The sequence below is a fragment of the Streptomyces sp. NPDC005648 genome, assembly GCF_040605395.1.
Taxonomy (GTDB): domain Bacteria; phylum Actinomycetota; class Actinomycetes; order Streptomycetales; family Streptomycetaceae; genus Streptomyces.
The window spans coordinates 1-13,930 of the sequence record NZ_JBEXCS010000029.1; the positions used below are offsets into that span (position 1 = coordinate 1).

The 13,930-nt window shown below is 72.2% G+C and carries 14 protein-coding genes and 1 pseudogene; 7 read left to right on the forward strand and 8 right to left on the reverse strand.

Annotation, left to right across the window (positions count from 1 at the left end):
- Window positions 1-93: 93 nt before the first annotated feature.
- Window positions 94-564, reverse strand: a pseudogene (locus tag ABZT17_RS18625) (ABC transporter permease); the annotation flags it as partial.
- Between the two features lie 132 nt (window positions 565-696).
- Here ABZT17_RS18625 and ABZT17_RS18630 point away from each other — a divergent pair.
- The 4 genes from ABZT17_RS18630 (at window position 697) to ABZT17_RS18645 (ending at window position 4,117) form a co-directional block, all read left to right on the forward strand.
- Window positions 697-2,109 carry a DUF2252 domain-containing protein gene (locus tag ABZT17_RS18630; RefSeq protein WP_356350145.1) on the forward strand — a complete coding sequence of 471 codons (1,413 nt, stop codon included), beginning with the start codon at window positions 697-699 and terminating at the stop codon, window positions 2,107-2,109.
- 90 nt (window positions 2,110-2,199) lie between these two features.
- Window positions 2,200-2,703, forward strand: coding sequence for a hypothetical protein (locus ABZT17_RS18635; RefSeq protein ID WP_356350147.1), 504 nt, complete (start codon window positions 2,200-2,202; stop codon window positions 2,701-2,703).
- Window positions 2,704-2,917: 214 nt separating this feature from the next.
- The gene (locus ABZT17_RS18640) at window positions 2,918-3,712 is read left to right on the forward strand and encodes a J domain-containing protein (RefSeq protein WP_356350330.1); all 795 of its coding nucleotides are present in this window, start codon (window positions 2,918-2,920) and stop codon (window positions 3,710-3,712) included.
- A 75-nt stretch (window positions 3,713-3,787) separates the two neighbouring features.
- On the forward strand, window positions 3,788-4,117 hold the full coding sequence (locus ABZT17_RS18645; RefSeq protein ID WP_356350332.1) for a rhodanese-like domain-containing protein: 330 nt from the start codon (window positions 3,788-3,790) through the stop codon (window positions 4,115-4,117).
- A 53-nt stretch (window positions 4,118-4,170) separates the two neighbouring features.
- Here ABZT17_RS18645 and ABZT17_RS18650 read toward each other — a convergent pair whose 3' ends face one another.
- From ABZT17_RS18650 to paaA, 6 genes are all read right to left on the reverse strand, one after another.
- The gene (locus ABZT17_RS18650) at window positions 4,171-5,304 is read right to left on the reverse strand and encodes an acyl-CoA dehydrogenase family protein (RefSeq protein ID WP_356350149.1); all 1,134 of its coding nucleotides are present in this window, start codon (window positions 5,302-5,304) and stop codon (window positions 4,171-4,173) included.
- Between the two features lie 156 nt (window positions 5,305-5,460).
- Window positions 5,461-6,516 carry a 2Fe-2S iron-sulfur cluster-binding protein gene (locus ABZT17_RS18655; protein ID WP_356350151.1) on the reverse strand — a complete coding sequence of 352 codons (1,056 nt, stop codon included), beginning with the start codon at window positions 6,514-6,516 and terminating at the stop codon, window positions 5,461-5,463.
- Window positions 6,517-7,182, reverse strand: a complete 666-nt coding sequence (gene paaD, locus ABZT17_RS18660) for a 1,2-phenylacetyl-CoA epoxidase subunit PaaD (RefSeq protein WP_356350153.1) — start codon at window positions 7,180-7,182, stop codon at window positions 6,517-6,519.
- The gene (paaC, locus tag ABZT17_RS18665) at window positions 7,176-7,898 is read right to left on the reverse strand and encodes a 1,2-phenylacetyl-CoA epoxidase subunit PaaC (RefSeq protein ID WP_356350156.1); all 723 of its coding nucleotides are present in this window, start codon (window positions 7,896-7,898) and stop codon (window positions 7,176-7,178) included. Before paaC ends, paaD begins: the two co-directional genes overlap by 7 nt.
- Window positions 7,895-8,182 carry a 1,2-phenylacetyl-CoA epoxidase subunit PaaB gene (gene paaB / locus ABZT17_RS18670; RefSeq protein ID WP_057606276.1) on the reverse strand — a complete coding sequence of 96 codons (288 nt, stop codon included), beginning with the start codon at window positions 8,180-8,182 and terminating at the stop codon, window positions 7,895-7,897. The genes paaC and paaB overlap by 4 nt, the downstream gene beginning before the upstream one ends.
- A complete protein-coding gene (gene paaA, locus ABZT17_RS18675; RefSeq protein ID WP_356350160.1) occupies window positions 8,179-9,216 on the reverse strand; it encodes a 1,2-phenylacetyl-CoA epoxidase subunit PaaA in 1,038 nt (345 codons plus the stop codon). The genes paaB and paaA overlap by 4 nt, the downstream gene beginning before the upstream one ends.
- Before the next feature lie 215 nt (window positions 9,217-9,431).
- Between paaA and ABZT17_RS18680 the strand changes: the two genes are divergently transcribed.
- Genes ABZT17_RS18680 through ABZT17_RS18690 form a run of 3 tightly spaced genes read left to right on the forward strand, consistent with a single transcriptional unit; the run spans window position 9,432 to window position 12,140 of the window.
- On the forward strand, window positions 9,432-10,130 hold the full coding sequence (locus ABZT17_RS18680) for a DUF5819 family protein (protein WP_356350163.1): 699 nt from the start codon (window positions 9,432-9,434) through the stop codon (window positions 10,128-10,130).
- A complete protein-coding gene (locus tag ABZT17_RS18685) occupies window positions 10,127-11,356 on the forward strand; it encodes an HTTM domain-containing protein (RefSeq protein WP_356350165.1) in 1,230 nt (409 codons plus the stop codon). Before ABZT17_RS18680 ends, ABZT17_RS18685 begins: the two co-directional genes overlap by 4 nt.
- A gap of 10 nt (window positions 11,357-11,366) precedes the next feature.
- Window positions 11,367-12,140, forward strand: coding sequence for a TrmH family RNA methyltransferase (locus ABZT17_RS18690; RefSeq protein WP_356350169.1), 774 nt, complete (start codon window positions 11,367-11,369; stop codon window positions 12,138-12,140).
- Window positions 12,141-12,154: 14 nt separating this feature from the next.
- Here ABZT17_RS18690 and paaN read toward each other — a convergent pair whose 3' ends face one another.
- The gene (gene paaN, locus ABZT17_RS18695; RefSeq protein ID WP_356350172.1) at window positions 12,155-13,846 is read right to left on the reverse strand and encodes a phenylacetic acid degradation protein PaaN; all 1,692 of its coding nucleotides are present in this window, start codon (window positions 13,844-13,846) and stop codon (window positions 12,155-12,157) included.
- Window positions 13,847-13,930 lie beyond the last annotated feature (84 nt).

Consider the following 13,930-nt stretch of genomic DNA (forward strand, 5'->3'; position numbering starts at 1 on the left):
GCTGCGGGTGCGGTGGAACGGGATCAGTGCCCAGACCTGGGGGCTTCCGCTTTGTCCGGTGCGGGGCCGGGTCCGTCGGGTGTGAGGTCTTTCTCACGTGAGCCCTGTCACCGGCGGCCGGTGAGCTCCCTGGCCGGCGCCCCGGGCGAGGGCGGCCGGGGTCACCGAGAACAGCACGGCGAGCACCGCGCACGCCCACGGCGGCGCCGAGCCCGGTCCACGGGACCATGAGCGGGCCGCTCACCGACAGCAGCCCGAGGGCGTACCGCAGCCGAGCGGATCGAGCGCGGTGACCAGCAGCCCGAGCACCGCGCCGACCGCGACCACCGTCAGCGCCTCGGCGCCGACCAGACGCAGCACCTGCCGTCGGGTGGCCCCGGCCAGCCGCAGCACGGCCAGATCGCGGACCCGGTCGGAGGTCGCCATCACCATGGTGTCGGCCACGGAGAGGCCGGTGTAGAGCGGGGCGACACCGAGGACCAGCAGGAAGCCGTAGCGGGTGGTCCGGTCGGTCTTCGGGTGACTCGCCCGCACCCACTGGTCCTTGGTGAGGACGTGCCCGCCGACTGTGCGGACCGCAGGGTGTGACGGGTTTCGGCCAGCGGCTGTACGGTCTGCACGAGTTGATGTTCGTGTCGATGCGCGCGTCGGTGTTCCTGGGTGCGTGCGTACGGATGTGCGGGGGAGGCGGTCGGTGTGACTGAGGGTGTCGCGGGGGCGGACGGACGTCGGGTGCCACGGGTGAGGGGATTCGCCGAGTGGCCCGTGGAGGGGTCGCCCAAGGAAGAGGGCAAGGCGCTGCGCGAGGCGGTCCCCCGCCGTGCGCACGCGGCGCTCGACCTCGACGGCGCGCGGCCCGACGCGGTCGCCGCGATCGAGGAGTCCCACCGGGGCCGTATCCCCGAGCTCACCCCGATAAGGGCGGGCCGGATGGCGGCCACGCCCTTCGCCTTCCTGCGAGGCTCGGCGGGTCTGATGGCGTACGACCTCGCGCGGACGCCGATGACGAGGATCCGCGCGCAGATCTGCGGGGACGCGCATGCCGCGAACTTCGGTCTGTACGGGGACGCGCGCGGCGACCTGGTCATCGATCTGAACGACTTCGACGAGACGGTCAGCGGGCCCTGGGAGTGGGATCTCAAGCGGCTCGCCGCCTCGCTGGTGCTCGCGGGCCGGGAGGCCGGCGCGGACGAGGACCAGTGCCGCAAGGCCGCCTACGACGCGACCGGCGCCTACCGCCGCACCATGCGGCTGCTGGCCAGGCTCCCGGTGCTGGACGCGTGGAACGCGATCGCGGACGAGGAGCTCGTCTCCCACGCCGACGCCCATGATCTGCTCGGCACGCTGGAGCGGGTCTCGGAGAAGGCCCGGGCCAACACCAGCGGGCGCTTCGCGGCGAAGTCGACGGAGGCGACCGAGGAGGGCGGACGCCGCTTCGTCGACGCGGCCCCGGTGCTGCGGCGGGTGGGCGACGAGGAGGCGGCGGCGGTGACCGCGTCCCTGGAGCAGTACGTGGAGACCCTCTCCGAGGACCGGCTCCCGCTGCTGGCCCGGTACGCGGTGCACGACGTGGCGTTCCGGATCGTGGGCACGGGGAGTGTGGGGACGCGCTCGTACGTCGTTCTGCTGCTGGACCACCGGGGCGAACCACTGGTCCTGCAGGTGAAGGAGGCCCGGCCCTCGGCGCTGGTGCCGCACCTGGTGACGGCCGGCTTCGAGGCGCCGGTCGTCGAGCACGAGGGGCGCCGGGTCGTTCTCGGCCAGAAGCGGATGCAGGTCGTCAGCGACATCCTGCTGGGCTGGACCTCGGTGGACGGACGGCCCTTCCAGGTACGGCAGTTCCGCAACCGCAAGGGCAGCGTGGATCCGGCGGCCCTGGCCGCCGACCAGATCGACGACTACGGCCGCATGACCGGTGCGCTGCTGGCCCGCGCCCACTCCCACAGCGCCGACCCGCGGCTGGTCGCCGGGTACTGCGGCAAGAACGAGGAACTGGACGAGTCGATCGCCGACTTCGCGGTGGCGTACGCCGACCGCACCGAGGCGGACCACGCGGACCTGGTGGCGGCTGTACGGGCGGGGAGGGTCGCGGCGGAGACCGGGGTGTGACCCTGGAGGCGGGGGTGTGACCCTGGAGACAAGGGGGACAGGGGGGACAGGGTTGCAGCGGTGTCGGATCGGTGCGGAGCGTCTGCATCGATGCGGAGCGTCTGGATCGGTGAGGAGCGTCTGGTGAAGTACGTCGACCTCGACGGGCGGGACGGGGAGCTGACCGGGGTCGTCGACCCGCGGCCCTATCTGGCGCGGCTGCCGGTGCTGGCGGACCAACTGCCGCCGGGGGCACGGGCGTTCGCGACGGATCCGGCCCACTACGACTTCCACGGCAAGCGGTGTGTGAAGGATCTCAGGCCGCAGGGGGTCCGCCGGACCGGCGACGACGAGATCGAGCTCCGCCTCGGGCACCACTGCTTCAAGCACGACGAGGACCTCCTCGTCCGCTACACCGGTGTCTCCCGCTTCCAGGTGGACGTCCTGGACATCTGCGACGTGAGCGCTCTCGGAGACGTGGTCCTGGACGAGGTGCTCCCGCACGCCGACGGCTGCACACACGAGATCGCCTGCAGACCGGGAACGCTGGTGGTGGCATGCCGGGACCTGGCGGTGGAGTGGGTGGAGGCGGACTGTCCGGGGGCCGGCGCGTAGGGGCGTCCGCCACCGGAGCGCCGGCCCGGCCGGCGGATCAGCCGGAGAGACGGACGGTTCGGCCGGTCCGGTAGGGCGGCCCCGTGGGGGGCTGTGAGTGTCGGGGCGCTCTTCCCGTCGCCCGGCCCGGAGAACTTGCCCGGTCGTGGCCTACGCTGGTCGGGTGACGAGCCCGGAAGCTGAGCAGGGTGGGGTCGCCGGCGAGCCGCAGGCGATGCCCGAAGGTGGTGCGCCGCGACCCGAGGAGCGGCTGGAGCGGGCCGTGCGGGCCGCCGAACAGGCGTTGATCGAGTACGAGATCGCGGTGGAGACCTTCCGGGTCGAGGTCGAGAACTTCTCCCGGCTGCACCACCAGAAGCTCGGCCCGATGTACGCCCGCCTCGACGAGCTGGACGCGCAGATAGCCGAGGCCAGGGCCGCGCGGACCGGTGACCCGGAGGACCTGCGCAAGGCCGAGGAGGCCCGGGCCCGGGTGCTGCCGATGCCCGGCGTCGAGGAGCTGTTCCACGGCTGGATGGACGGCGACGGGCTGTTCCCCGAGGCCGCGGCGATGCTCACCGAACAGCCGGTGCGGCCCCCGCAGCGGGTACGTCCGAGCGACGAGGCCCGCAAGCTCTACCGTGAACTGGCCCGCAAGGCCCACCCCGACCTGGCCCCGGACGACACCGAGCGGGCCCGGCGCGAGGAGTTCATCACCCGGGTCAACGCCGCCTACGCCCGAGGCGACGAGGCGCTGCTGCGGGAGCTGGCCGAGGAGTGGGCCAGGGGTCCGGCACCGGCGGAGCGCGGCCCGAGCCGCAGCGAGGAGCTCTACGCCCGCCTCGAATGGCTCGCCCAGCGCAAGGAACTGCTCACGCTGGTCGCCAAGGAGCTGGAGGAGGGTGCGATCGGCTCGATGCTGCGGCTCGCACCGAACGACCCCGACCGTCTCCTCGAGGAGATCGCCGAACAGCTCCTGGCGGACGTCTCCCAACGCGAACAGGAACTGGCGGAGCTGCTGTCGCGGTAGCGGCGCCGCTGTTCGGCCCCCGGTTCCGTCGGCGTGGGCGTCCGGTAGCGTCGGGGCATGAGTTTCGGAGCTGGTGTGCCCACGGTCGAGGTCTCGGACCTCGAGGACGGCGACTTCCTGCTGGACGTCCGCGAGGACGACGAGTGGCAGGCGGGTCATGCCGAAGGGGCGCTGCACATCCCCATCAGTGATTTCGTGGCCCGCTACGGCGAGCTGACCGAGGCCGCCCCGCAGGACGGCCGCGTCAACGTGATCTGCCGTTCCGGCGGCCGCTCGGCCCAGGTCACGATGTACCTCGTCCAGCAGGGCATCGACGCCGTGAACGTCGACGGCGGGATGCAGGTGTGGGCGGCCGCGGGCCGACCCGTCGTGACGGAGGACGGACAGCCCGGGTTCGTTCTCTAGGATCCGGGGCCGGCTTCGTCCTCCGGGCTCCTCGGGTCGGCCGGAGCGCGCGGTCAGCCCAGGGGATGGGCCGCCAGCAGGTCGCCCAGGGCCTCCTCGTGCGCCGCCGCCGGGCCGAGCGACAGCTCCAGGTGCTTGGCCCAGGCGTGGTAGCGGTGCAGCGGGTACTCCACGTCCGCCCCGAACCCGCCGTGCAGATGCTGTGCGGTCTGCACGATCCGCCGTACGCCCTCCGACGCCCAGATCTTGGCGACCGCGACGTCCCCGGAGGTGGGCAACGCCCCGGGCGCACCGGAGGCGATCCGCCATGCGGCCTGCCAGAGCGTCGCCTCCATCGCCCGCAGGTCGATGTAGCGGTCGGCGGCCTGCACGGCCACCGCCTGGAACGTGGCGATCGGATACCCGAACTGCTCCCGCTTGCCCGCGTACTCACTCGTCATGCCGAGGACCCGCTCACCGAGCCCGAGGGCCAGCGCGCACGCCCCGGTGGTCAGCAGCCCCCGCAGCCATTCCCACGCCCCCTCCGCCTCGATGACCCGGCCGGCCGTGATCCGCGCCGACTCCAACCGCAGCTCGCCGAGCCGCTCGCCGGTGGTGGAGATCTGCTCGGCGAGCACGACTCCCTCGTGGACGCGGGGAACCACGGCGAGGAGCGTCCGCTCCGACGCCGATCGGGCGGGTACGACGACGAAGTCGGCGTTGTGCGCCCACGGCACCGCGGTCTGGACTCCGTCCAGCAGCCAGTCCGCCCCGTCCTGTCGCGCGGTCACCGCGAGTTCGGCCCCGTCGTGACCGCTGCGGCCGTTCGCCGCGACGGTCAGCACCAGCTCCCCGCGCCCCGCCCGCTCCAGCAGCTCCGACCTCAACTCCGCACCGCCATACGCCTGTACGGCGGCCACCGCCGCGCTGCTCTCCAGCAACGGCACCCGCGCCAGCCCCTTCGCCGACTCCCGCAGCACCAGGCACAGCGCGATGACGTCCAGGCCGGCCCCGCCGTGTTCCGGGTCCAGCAGCAGGCTCAGCAGGTCGGCCTCGGCGAGCTTCGCCCACAGCGCTCGGTCGAAGTCCTCGGCGACGGCGCCCGGCAGGAGCGAGGGCGAGGGCACCGTGTCCGGCGCGACCCCGGCGAACACCCCGCGGGCCGCCTCGGCCGCCGCCTGCTGCTCCTCGGTGAAGGTGAAGTCCACGGTCCTGTCCCTCCGGCGGTCCGCTGATCTGACGGACCGTCAAGATAGAACAGGTTCTAGAAGAAGGGAACGGGGCACCGGCACCCGAGCGGGCCGGTCGTGTTCACGGGGCGGTGCCGTTCACCTGTCGAAGTCCGGTCACCTGTTGAGATCCAGTCACCTGTCGAAGTCCAGCTCCACCTTCTCCGTCACCGGATGCGACTGGCACGCCAGCACATAACCGGCCTCCGTCTCCTCCCGCTCCAGCGCGAAGTTGCGGTCCATGCGCACCTCGCCCGCGACCAGGAACGCCCGGCACGTCCCGCACACCCCGCCCTTGCAGGCGTAGGGGGCGTCGGGGCGGTTGCGCAGGACCGTCTCCAGCAGGGACTCGCCGTCCCGCACCGGCCAGGTGCCGCCGCGGCCGTCGAGGCGGGCGGTGACCGCGCTGTGCGCGGGGGCGGCAGCGGCGGCCGGTGGCGGTGCGGCATCCACGTGGAAGATCTCCTCGTGGATGAGGGCGCGCGGCACCCCGAGTCCGCGCAGGCTCCGTTCCGCCCCCTGCACCAGCCCGAGCGGTCCGCACAGGAACCATCCCGCCACCTGTCCCACCGGCAGCAGCGCCGGCAGCAGCTCCGTCAGCCGCTCCTGGTCGAGCCGCCCGGACGGCAGTCCCGCCTGCTGCTCCTCCCGGGACAGGACCGTCACCAGTTGCAGTCGGCCGGGGTAGCGGTCCTTGAGGTCGGCGACCTCCTCCAGGAACATCGTCGAGGCGGCCGTACGGTCGCTGCGGATCAGACAGAAACGCGCCTGCGGTTCCCGCGCGAGCAGCGTCGAGACGATCGACAGGACCGGGGTGATGCCGCTGCCGCCGACGACCGCCGCGAACAGGCCGGGCGCCGGGTCGAGCGTGAAGCGGCCGGCCGGGGTCATGACCTCCAGTCCGTCGCCGACGTCGATCTCCTTGAGCGCGTACGTCGAGAAGGCCCCGCCGTCGACCAGCCGCACCCCGACCCGCAGGGTGCGCGGGCCGTCCGCTCCGGGCGCCGGGGAGCAGATCGAGTACGTGCGCCGGATCTCCGTGCCGTCGACCGTCCGCCGCAGCGCGAGGTGCTGGCCGGGGGTGTGCCGGTACGCCTCGCGGAGTTCCGGCGGGACGGTGAGGGTGAGGGCGACGGAGTCGTCGGTGAGCCGGTCGACCGCCGCCACCCGGAGCGTGTGGAAGCGGGCCATCTACAGCTCCTTGAAGTGGTCGAAGGGTTCACGGCAGTCAAGACAGCGGCGCAGCGCCTTGCACGCGGTGGAGGAGAAGCGGCTGAGCAACTCGGTGTCGGGGGAGCCGCAGTGGGGGCAGTGGACGGGGTCGGAGACGAAGCTCGTCCCCCGGTCGGCGCCCACTTCCTGGCCGGCGCCCGCCTCCGCCACGGCATCCGCGGCCGGGTCCGCCTCTGCCACGGCATCCGTGGCCGGGTCCGCCTCTGCCACGGCATCCGTGGCCGGGTCCGCCTCTGTGCCGACCGTCCGGGTCGGGCCCAGCCGCAGCCCCACCGGCCCGGGGTCCCGCCGCACCCGTGGCGGTGCGATCCCGAACTCCCGCAGCTTGCGCCGCCCTTCGGCCGTGATGTCGTCCGTCGACCAGGCCGGACTCAGCACCGTGCGGACCGCGACCTCGCGCACGCCGTGTGCGTGCAGCGCCCGCTCTATGTCCAGGGACATCGCCTCTATCGCGGGGCAGCCGGTGTACGTCGGGGTCAGCTCCACCTCGGCCGAGTCGCCCTCGCGCACCCGCACCGCCCGCACGACGCCGAGTTCCCGCAGGGTCAGCACCGGCAGTTCGGGGTCGGGGACCGAACCGGCGATGTCGAGGAGCTCCGCCTCCAGCGCGGTGGCCGTCACCATGACGCCCCCGGGTGGCTGCGGTGCAGATGCTGCATCTCGGCGAGCATCCGCCCGAAGGACTCGGTGTGCAGGCCCTGGCGGCCCGCGCCGGCCCTCCACGCGCCGGTCCGCGGTCCCTCGGGGACCGTCAGGGTGGCCCGGCGCAGCACATCGGTGACGGACTCCGTCCAGGCCGTCTCCAGCTCGGCCGGGTCGACGTCCAGCCCGTCCACCGGCTGGAACATCTCGCCGGTGAACCGCCACAGAGCGTCCACCGCCGTCTGCGTCCTCCGGTGGCTGATCTCGGTGCCGTCGCCCAGCCGCAGAGTCCACTGCTCGGCGTGGTCGCGGTGGTAGGCGACCTCCTTGACCGCCTTCGCGGCAAGCCCCGCGAACGGCCCGTCGCCGGCGGCCAGCCGCGCGTACAGCAGGTGCTGGTGGGTGGAGAAGTACAGCTGGCGGGCGATGGTGTGGGCGAAGTCGTCGTTCGGCTGTTCCACCAGCTGGAGGTTGCGGAAGGCGCGCTCCTCGCGCAGATACGCCAGCTCGTCCTCGTCGCCGGCCATGGACAGCAGGACACGTGCCTGACCGAGCAGGTCCAGCGCGATGTTGGCGAGGGCGACCTCCTCCTCCAGCACCGGGGCGTGGCCCGCCCACTCCCCCAGGCGGTGGGAGAGCACCAGGGCGTCGTCGCCGAGGGCGAGGGCGGCGGCGTTCGTGGTCAGGTCGACGGTCACAGGTGCTTCACCCCTTCCGGGATCTCGTAGAAGGTCGGGTGCCGGTACGGCTTGTCGGCGGCCGGCTCGAAGAACGGGTCCTTCTCGTCCGGCGAGGACGCGGTGATCGCCGAGGACGGGACGACCCAGATCGAGACGCCCTCGCCGCGGCGGGTGTACAGGTCGCGGGCGTTGCGCAGGGCGAACTCCGCGTCCGGTGCGTGCAGGCTGCCGGCGTGGGTGTGGGACAGGCCCCGGCGCGAGCGCACGAAGACCTCCCACAGGGGCCAGTCGGTGTTCGTCATGCTCGCGCCGCTCCTGTCTCGCCGGTCCTGTCCGTGTGCTTCCCGGTCGTGTGTTTCCCGGTTGTGTCCGTGTGCTTCGCCGCGTAGGCCGCGGCCGCCTCCCGCACCCAGGCGCCCTCCTCGTGGGCCTGCCTGCGCTGGGTGAGCCGCTGCTCGTTGCACGGTCCGTTGCCCCGGAGGACCTCCTTGAACTCCGTCCAGTCGATCGGGCCGAAGTCGTGGTGCCCCCGCTCCTCGTTCCACCGCAGGTCCGGGTCGGGGAGGGTGAGGCCGAGGGACTCGGCCTGGGGGACGCAGATGTCGACGAAGCGCTGGCGCAGCTCGTCGTTCGAGTGTCGTTTGATCTTCCAGGTCATCGACTGCGCGGAGTGCGCCGACTCGTCGTCGGGCGGGCCGAACATCATCAGGGACGGCCACCACCAGCGGTCCACCGCGTCCTGGGCCATCGCGTGCTGTTCCGGGGTGCCCCGGCTCAGGGCCAGCAACAGTTCGTAGCCCTGGCGCTGGTGGAAGGACTCCTCCTTGCAGATGCGGACCATCGCGCGCGCGTACGGGCCGTAGGAGCAGCGGCACAGCGGGACCTGGTTGGTGATCGCGGCGCCGTCCACCAGCCAGCCGATCGCGCCGACGTCCGCCCAGGTCAGGGTCGGGTAGTTGAAGATCGAGGAGTACTTCTGGCGGCCGGAGTGGAGCTTGTCGAGCAGCTCCTCGCGGCCGGTGCCGAGGGTCTCGGCCGCGCTGTACAGGTACAGGCCGTGTCCGGCCTCGTCCTGGACCTTGGCCATCAGGATCGCCTTGCGGCGCAGGGAGGGCGCGCGGGTGATCCAGTTGGCCTCCGGCTGCATGCCGATGATCTCGGAGTGGGCGTGCTGCGCCATCTGGCGGACCAGCGTCGCGCGGTAGGCGTCCGGCATCCAGTCCCGTGGCTCGATGCGCTCGTCGGCGGCCACGGCGGCGTCGAAGGCACGCTCGTACACCGCGGTGTCGTCCACGTCCTCGGTGCCGTACGTCTGGTGTGCGGCTGCTGTCGCCATGAGGCCCCCTCGACCTGTGTTCTGCCGGAGCTGGCTCCCGACCGATCGTTCGGTTCGTCGATATCCATGGTGGGTCGGGCGCCGTAAGGTGTCAACCGCTGTGGACAACCTGCGGGCATTGCCTGTGGACAACGCGGACAGGGGCTTGCCTCGTGAGCGGGTCTGAGTACCGTTCGCGTTCAGCGAAGTGGGACCGGATCGGGAGACGGGGCGGAATGGACGCGCACGACACAGGCCCGGAGGACGCCGGCGCCGACCCCGAGCCCCGCACCGGTGTCGCCGCCCTCTCCCTGCGCTACCGGATAGGGGCGGCGCTGGCCATCGCGGTCGTCGGCGCCGTCGTCTGTGTGCACGTCGGCATGGTCTTTCTGCATGTCGCGCCGGTGAACACGGTCACCAGGCAGCACGGCGGGGCGATCGACGACTGGATCTACCCGGAGTTCGAACAGAACTGGAAGCTGTTCGCGCCGAACCCGCTCCAGCAAAACATCGCCGTCCAGGTGCGGGCCCAGGTGCGCACCCGGGACGGCGGGACGCGCACCACCGGCTGGTACGACCTGTCCGCCGAAGACGGCCGGGCCATCGACGGCAATCTGCTGCCGAGCCACACCCAGCAGAACGAACTGCGCCGGGCCTTCGACTTCTTCGTCTCCACCCACGACAGCGACAACCGGCCGAGCGGCCTGCGCGGCTCCCTGTCCGAGTCGTATCTGCGGCGCATCGTCGTGCTGCGCCTGGACCGCGACGACGCGGCCGGCGAGGGCGGCTCGATCTCGGGGGTCCAGGTCCGTTCCCGGACCACCAACGTGCCCCCGCCGAAGTGGAGCGGGGAGAAGCTCTCGGACCAGCCCATGTACCGAGTGCTGCCCTGGTGGCCCCTCACGGCCGCCGACACCGACGGAGGCGCCGAGTGAACCGCTTCGCCCTGGCGGTCTCGGCCGGTATCGCCCGTGTCACCGAGTCCGCGCTCGGCCCGTACCAGAGCGCCGTGGTCCGCATCGGCTTCAGCGCGACCTGGCTGCTGTTCCTGCTGCGCGAGTTCCCGCACCGCCAGGAGATGTACGGCCCCGACGCCCCGTGGAGCTGGGGTCTGGCCCGGCAGCTGATCGCGGACAACGGCGCCTTCACCGCCCTGATGTGGACCGACGGCCGGTTCTGGTTCGAGCTCGTCTACGCCCTCGCCGCCCTGACGAGCGTCCTGCTGCTGCTGGGCTGGCGCACCCGCGCCATGTCCGTGCTCTTCATGGTCGGCGTGCTCTCCCTGCAGAACCGCAGCGTCTTCATGGGGGACGGCGGCGACAACGTCCTGCATCTCATGTCCATCTACCTGGTGTTCACCCGGTGCGGTCAGGTCTGGTCGCTGGACGCGCGACGAGCCCGGGGCACGAGCGAGGCACACGCGCGTGGCGAACGCGTGGTGGACCGGGTGGGACCCGCCCTGTGGGGCGTGCTCGGGTTCGCGCTGGTCGCCGTGACGGCCGGGGGCCGCTTCGACGGGACCGACCCGGCCGTGCCGGCGATCCTCTGGCTGATGTGGGTGGCGCAGGGCGTGTGCTGGGTGGTGCGGCACCGGGCGAGGAGCGCCGAGCCGCGGATCCTGCTGGACGTCGTCGCCAACGTCGTCCACAACGGCGCCCTGCTCGTGATCATGACCGAGGCCTGTCTGATCTACGCGACGGCCGGCTGGTACAAGATCCAGGGCTCCCGCTGGCAGGACGGCACCGCGGTCTACTACCCGCTCCACCTGGACTACTTCTCGCCCTGGCCCGCCCTCGCCGACCTGCTGTCCTCCAGCGGCACCATGGTGATGCTGGTGACCTACGGGACCGTGATCGTGCAGGTCGCCTTCCCGTTCACGCTGTTCAACCGGCGGGTCAAGAACGTCCTGCTGGCGGTCATGATGACCGAGCACGCGGTGATCGCCGTGGTCCTGGGGCTGCCGTTCTTCTCCCTGGCGATGATCGCGACGGACGCGGTCTTCCTCCCGACGACGTTCCTGCGCCGCCTGGGCGGCTGGGCGGCACGCGCGCGGGCCCGCGCGCTCGCCCGCGCCGGGCGCTCGGGCCTGCCCGAACCGCGGCCCGCGGAGGACCCCGAGCCGGGCACCGACCCGGTCAGCGCCGAACCCACGCGCACATAGGCTGCACGCCATGACCGACCCCGCCCCCGACCCGCTCAGCACCTGGCGGCGCCTCGCCGACACCACCGTGCTCCTCGACGGCTTCCACGCCCTCAAGCACGCCGTGCGCTTCGGGGCCGAGATCCCGGTCGCGGTCACCGTCGACCGACGGGCTGCGCTGGCCCTCGCCGAAGAGCTCGCGCCCGACGTACGGGAGCCGCTCGCCGCGCTCCTGACGGAGGTCCCGGAGCCGACGTACCGCACCCTGGTGGCGCGCCCGCACCCCACCGCCGTGGCCGCTCTGGCCGTACGACCGCCCCGCGCGGCCAATCTCCAGAAGCTGGCGCACACCCCCCGCACCACCCCGGTCGTGGTCCTCGACAACCCGCGCAACCTCGGCAACGCGGGCGCCGTGATCCGTCTGGCCGCCGGCTTCGGCGCGACCGGCGTGGTCACCACCGGCACCCTCGACCCCTGGCACCCCACGGTCGTGCGCGGCGGCGCGGGCCTGCACTTCGCGACCGCCGTCGAACACCTGGAGGTGGCCGGACTCCCCCCGGGCCCGCTGTTCGCCCTCGACCCCGAGGGCGACGACATCCGGGACATCGCCCTCCCGGACGACGCCGTCCTCGCCTTCGGCTCCGAACGCAGTGGTCTGTCACCCGAACTGCGCGAGCGCACCGACCACCTGGTGGCGTTGCCGATGCGCCCGCAGGTGTCCAGCTACAACCTGGCGACGAGCGTGGCCATGACCCTCTACCACTGGAGCCTGGGGGCGAAGGCGCCCTTCAGGGGGGTGTACTGAGTCCGTCCGAGCTCTCAGGCCTCCGAGCGCACCTCGACGACCCGGAACCGGTTGGCCACGAACGCCCCGTCGCACAGGGCCGAGTTCGCCGCCGGATTCCCCCCGGAGCCGTGGAAGTCCGAGAACGCGGCGGTCTGGTTGACATACACCCCGCCCACCAGGTTCAGCGACAGCTGCGCCGCCTCCTCCAGGCAGACCTCCTCCACCGCCCGCTCGACCTCCTCGTCGGTGGTGTACGCCCCGACCGTCATCGCCCCCTTCTCGCGGACGGTGCGCCGCAGCAGCTCCACCGCGTCCGCCGCCGAGTCGACCGCCACGGCGAACGAGACCGGCCCGAAGCACTCGCTCATGTAGGCGGCCTCGTCGTCCGGCTTGGCCCCGTCGAGCTTCACGATCACCGGAGTGCGCACGACCGCCTTCGGGAACTCCGGATTGCTGATCTCCCTCGACGCGAGGGCGACTTCGCCGAGCCCCGCCGCCGCCTCGAGCCGCGCCTTCACATCCGGGTTGACGATCGCGCCCAGCAGGCCGTTCGCGCGGGCGTCGTCGCCGAGCAGGCCGTCGACGGAGCGGGCGAGGTCCGCCACCACCTCGTCGAAGGTCTTGGGGCCCTCGTCGGTGCGGATGCCGTCCCTGGGGATCAGCAGGTTCTGCGGGGTGGTGCACATCTGGCCGCTGTACAGGGAGAGCGAGAAGGCCAGGTTGGCCAGCATCCCCTTGTAGTCGCCGGCCGACTCCACCAGCACCGTGTTGACGCCGGCCTTCTCCGTGTAGACCTGCGCCTGGCGGGCGTTGGCCTCCAGCCAGTCGCCGAAGGCCGTCGAGCCGGTGTAGTCGATGATCCGGATCTCCGGGCGGGTGGCCAGCGCCTTGGCGATGCCCTCACCGGGGCGCTCGGCGGCCAGCGCGACCAGGTTCGGGTCGAAGCCGGCCTGCTCCAGGACCTCGCGCGCGACCTGCACGGTGAGCGCGAGCGGCAGCACCGCGCGCGGATGCGGCTTCACCAGGACCGCGTTGCCCGTCGCGAGGGAGGCGAACAGGCCCGGATAGCCGTTCCACGTCGGGAAGGTGTTGCAGCCGATCAGCAGCGCGATCCCGCGCGGCACCGGTGTGAACCGCTTGGTGAGCGCCAGCGGGTCGCGCTTGCCCTGCGGCTTGGTCCACTCCGCCGTGTCCGGTGTCCGGACCTGCTCGACGTACGCGTACGCCACCGCTTCCAGGCCCCGGTCCTGGGCGTGCGGGCCGCCCGCCTGGAACGCCATCATGAACGCCTGGCCGGAGGTGTGCATGACCGCGTGCGCGAACTCGTGCGTCCGGTCGCCGATCCGCTTCAGGATCTCCAGGCAGACCACCGCGCGCGCTTCGGCGCCCGCGTCCCGCCAGGCCTTCTGGCCCGCCTTCATGGCGGGCAGCAGCACGTCCACGTCCACGTGCGGGTACTCGACGCCCAACTCGATGCCGTAGGGCGACACCTCGTCGCCCACCCAGTCGTCCGTGCCGGGCTGGCCGAGGTCGAGACGGGTGTTCAGGACGGCGTCGAAGGCGGCCCTGCCCGCCGCCATGTCCAGGCTGCCGTTCTCACCGTAGGCCTTGGGGTGCTCGGGGTGCGGGGACCAGTACGCACGGGTGCGGATCGCTTCCAGCGCCTGGTCGAGGGTGGGCCGGTGTGTGGCGATCAGCTCGTGCGCGGTCAGTTCGGCGGCCATGCGGGACCAACTCCTCGTCTTGTGAACTCTTCGTCGAGCTCATGACCTGGGCAGGACTCTGAACAGAACTCGGGCGTAACAGGG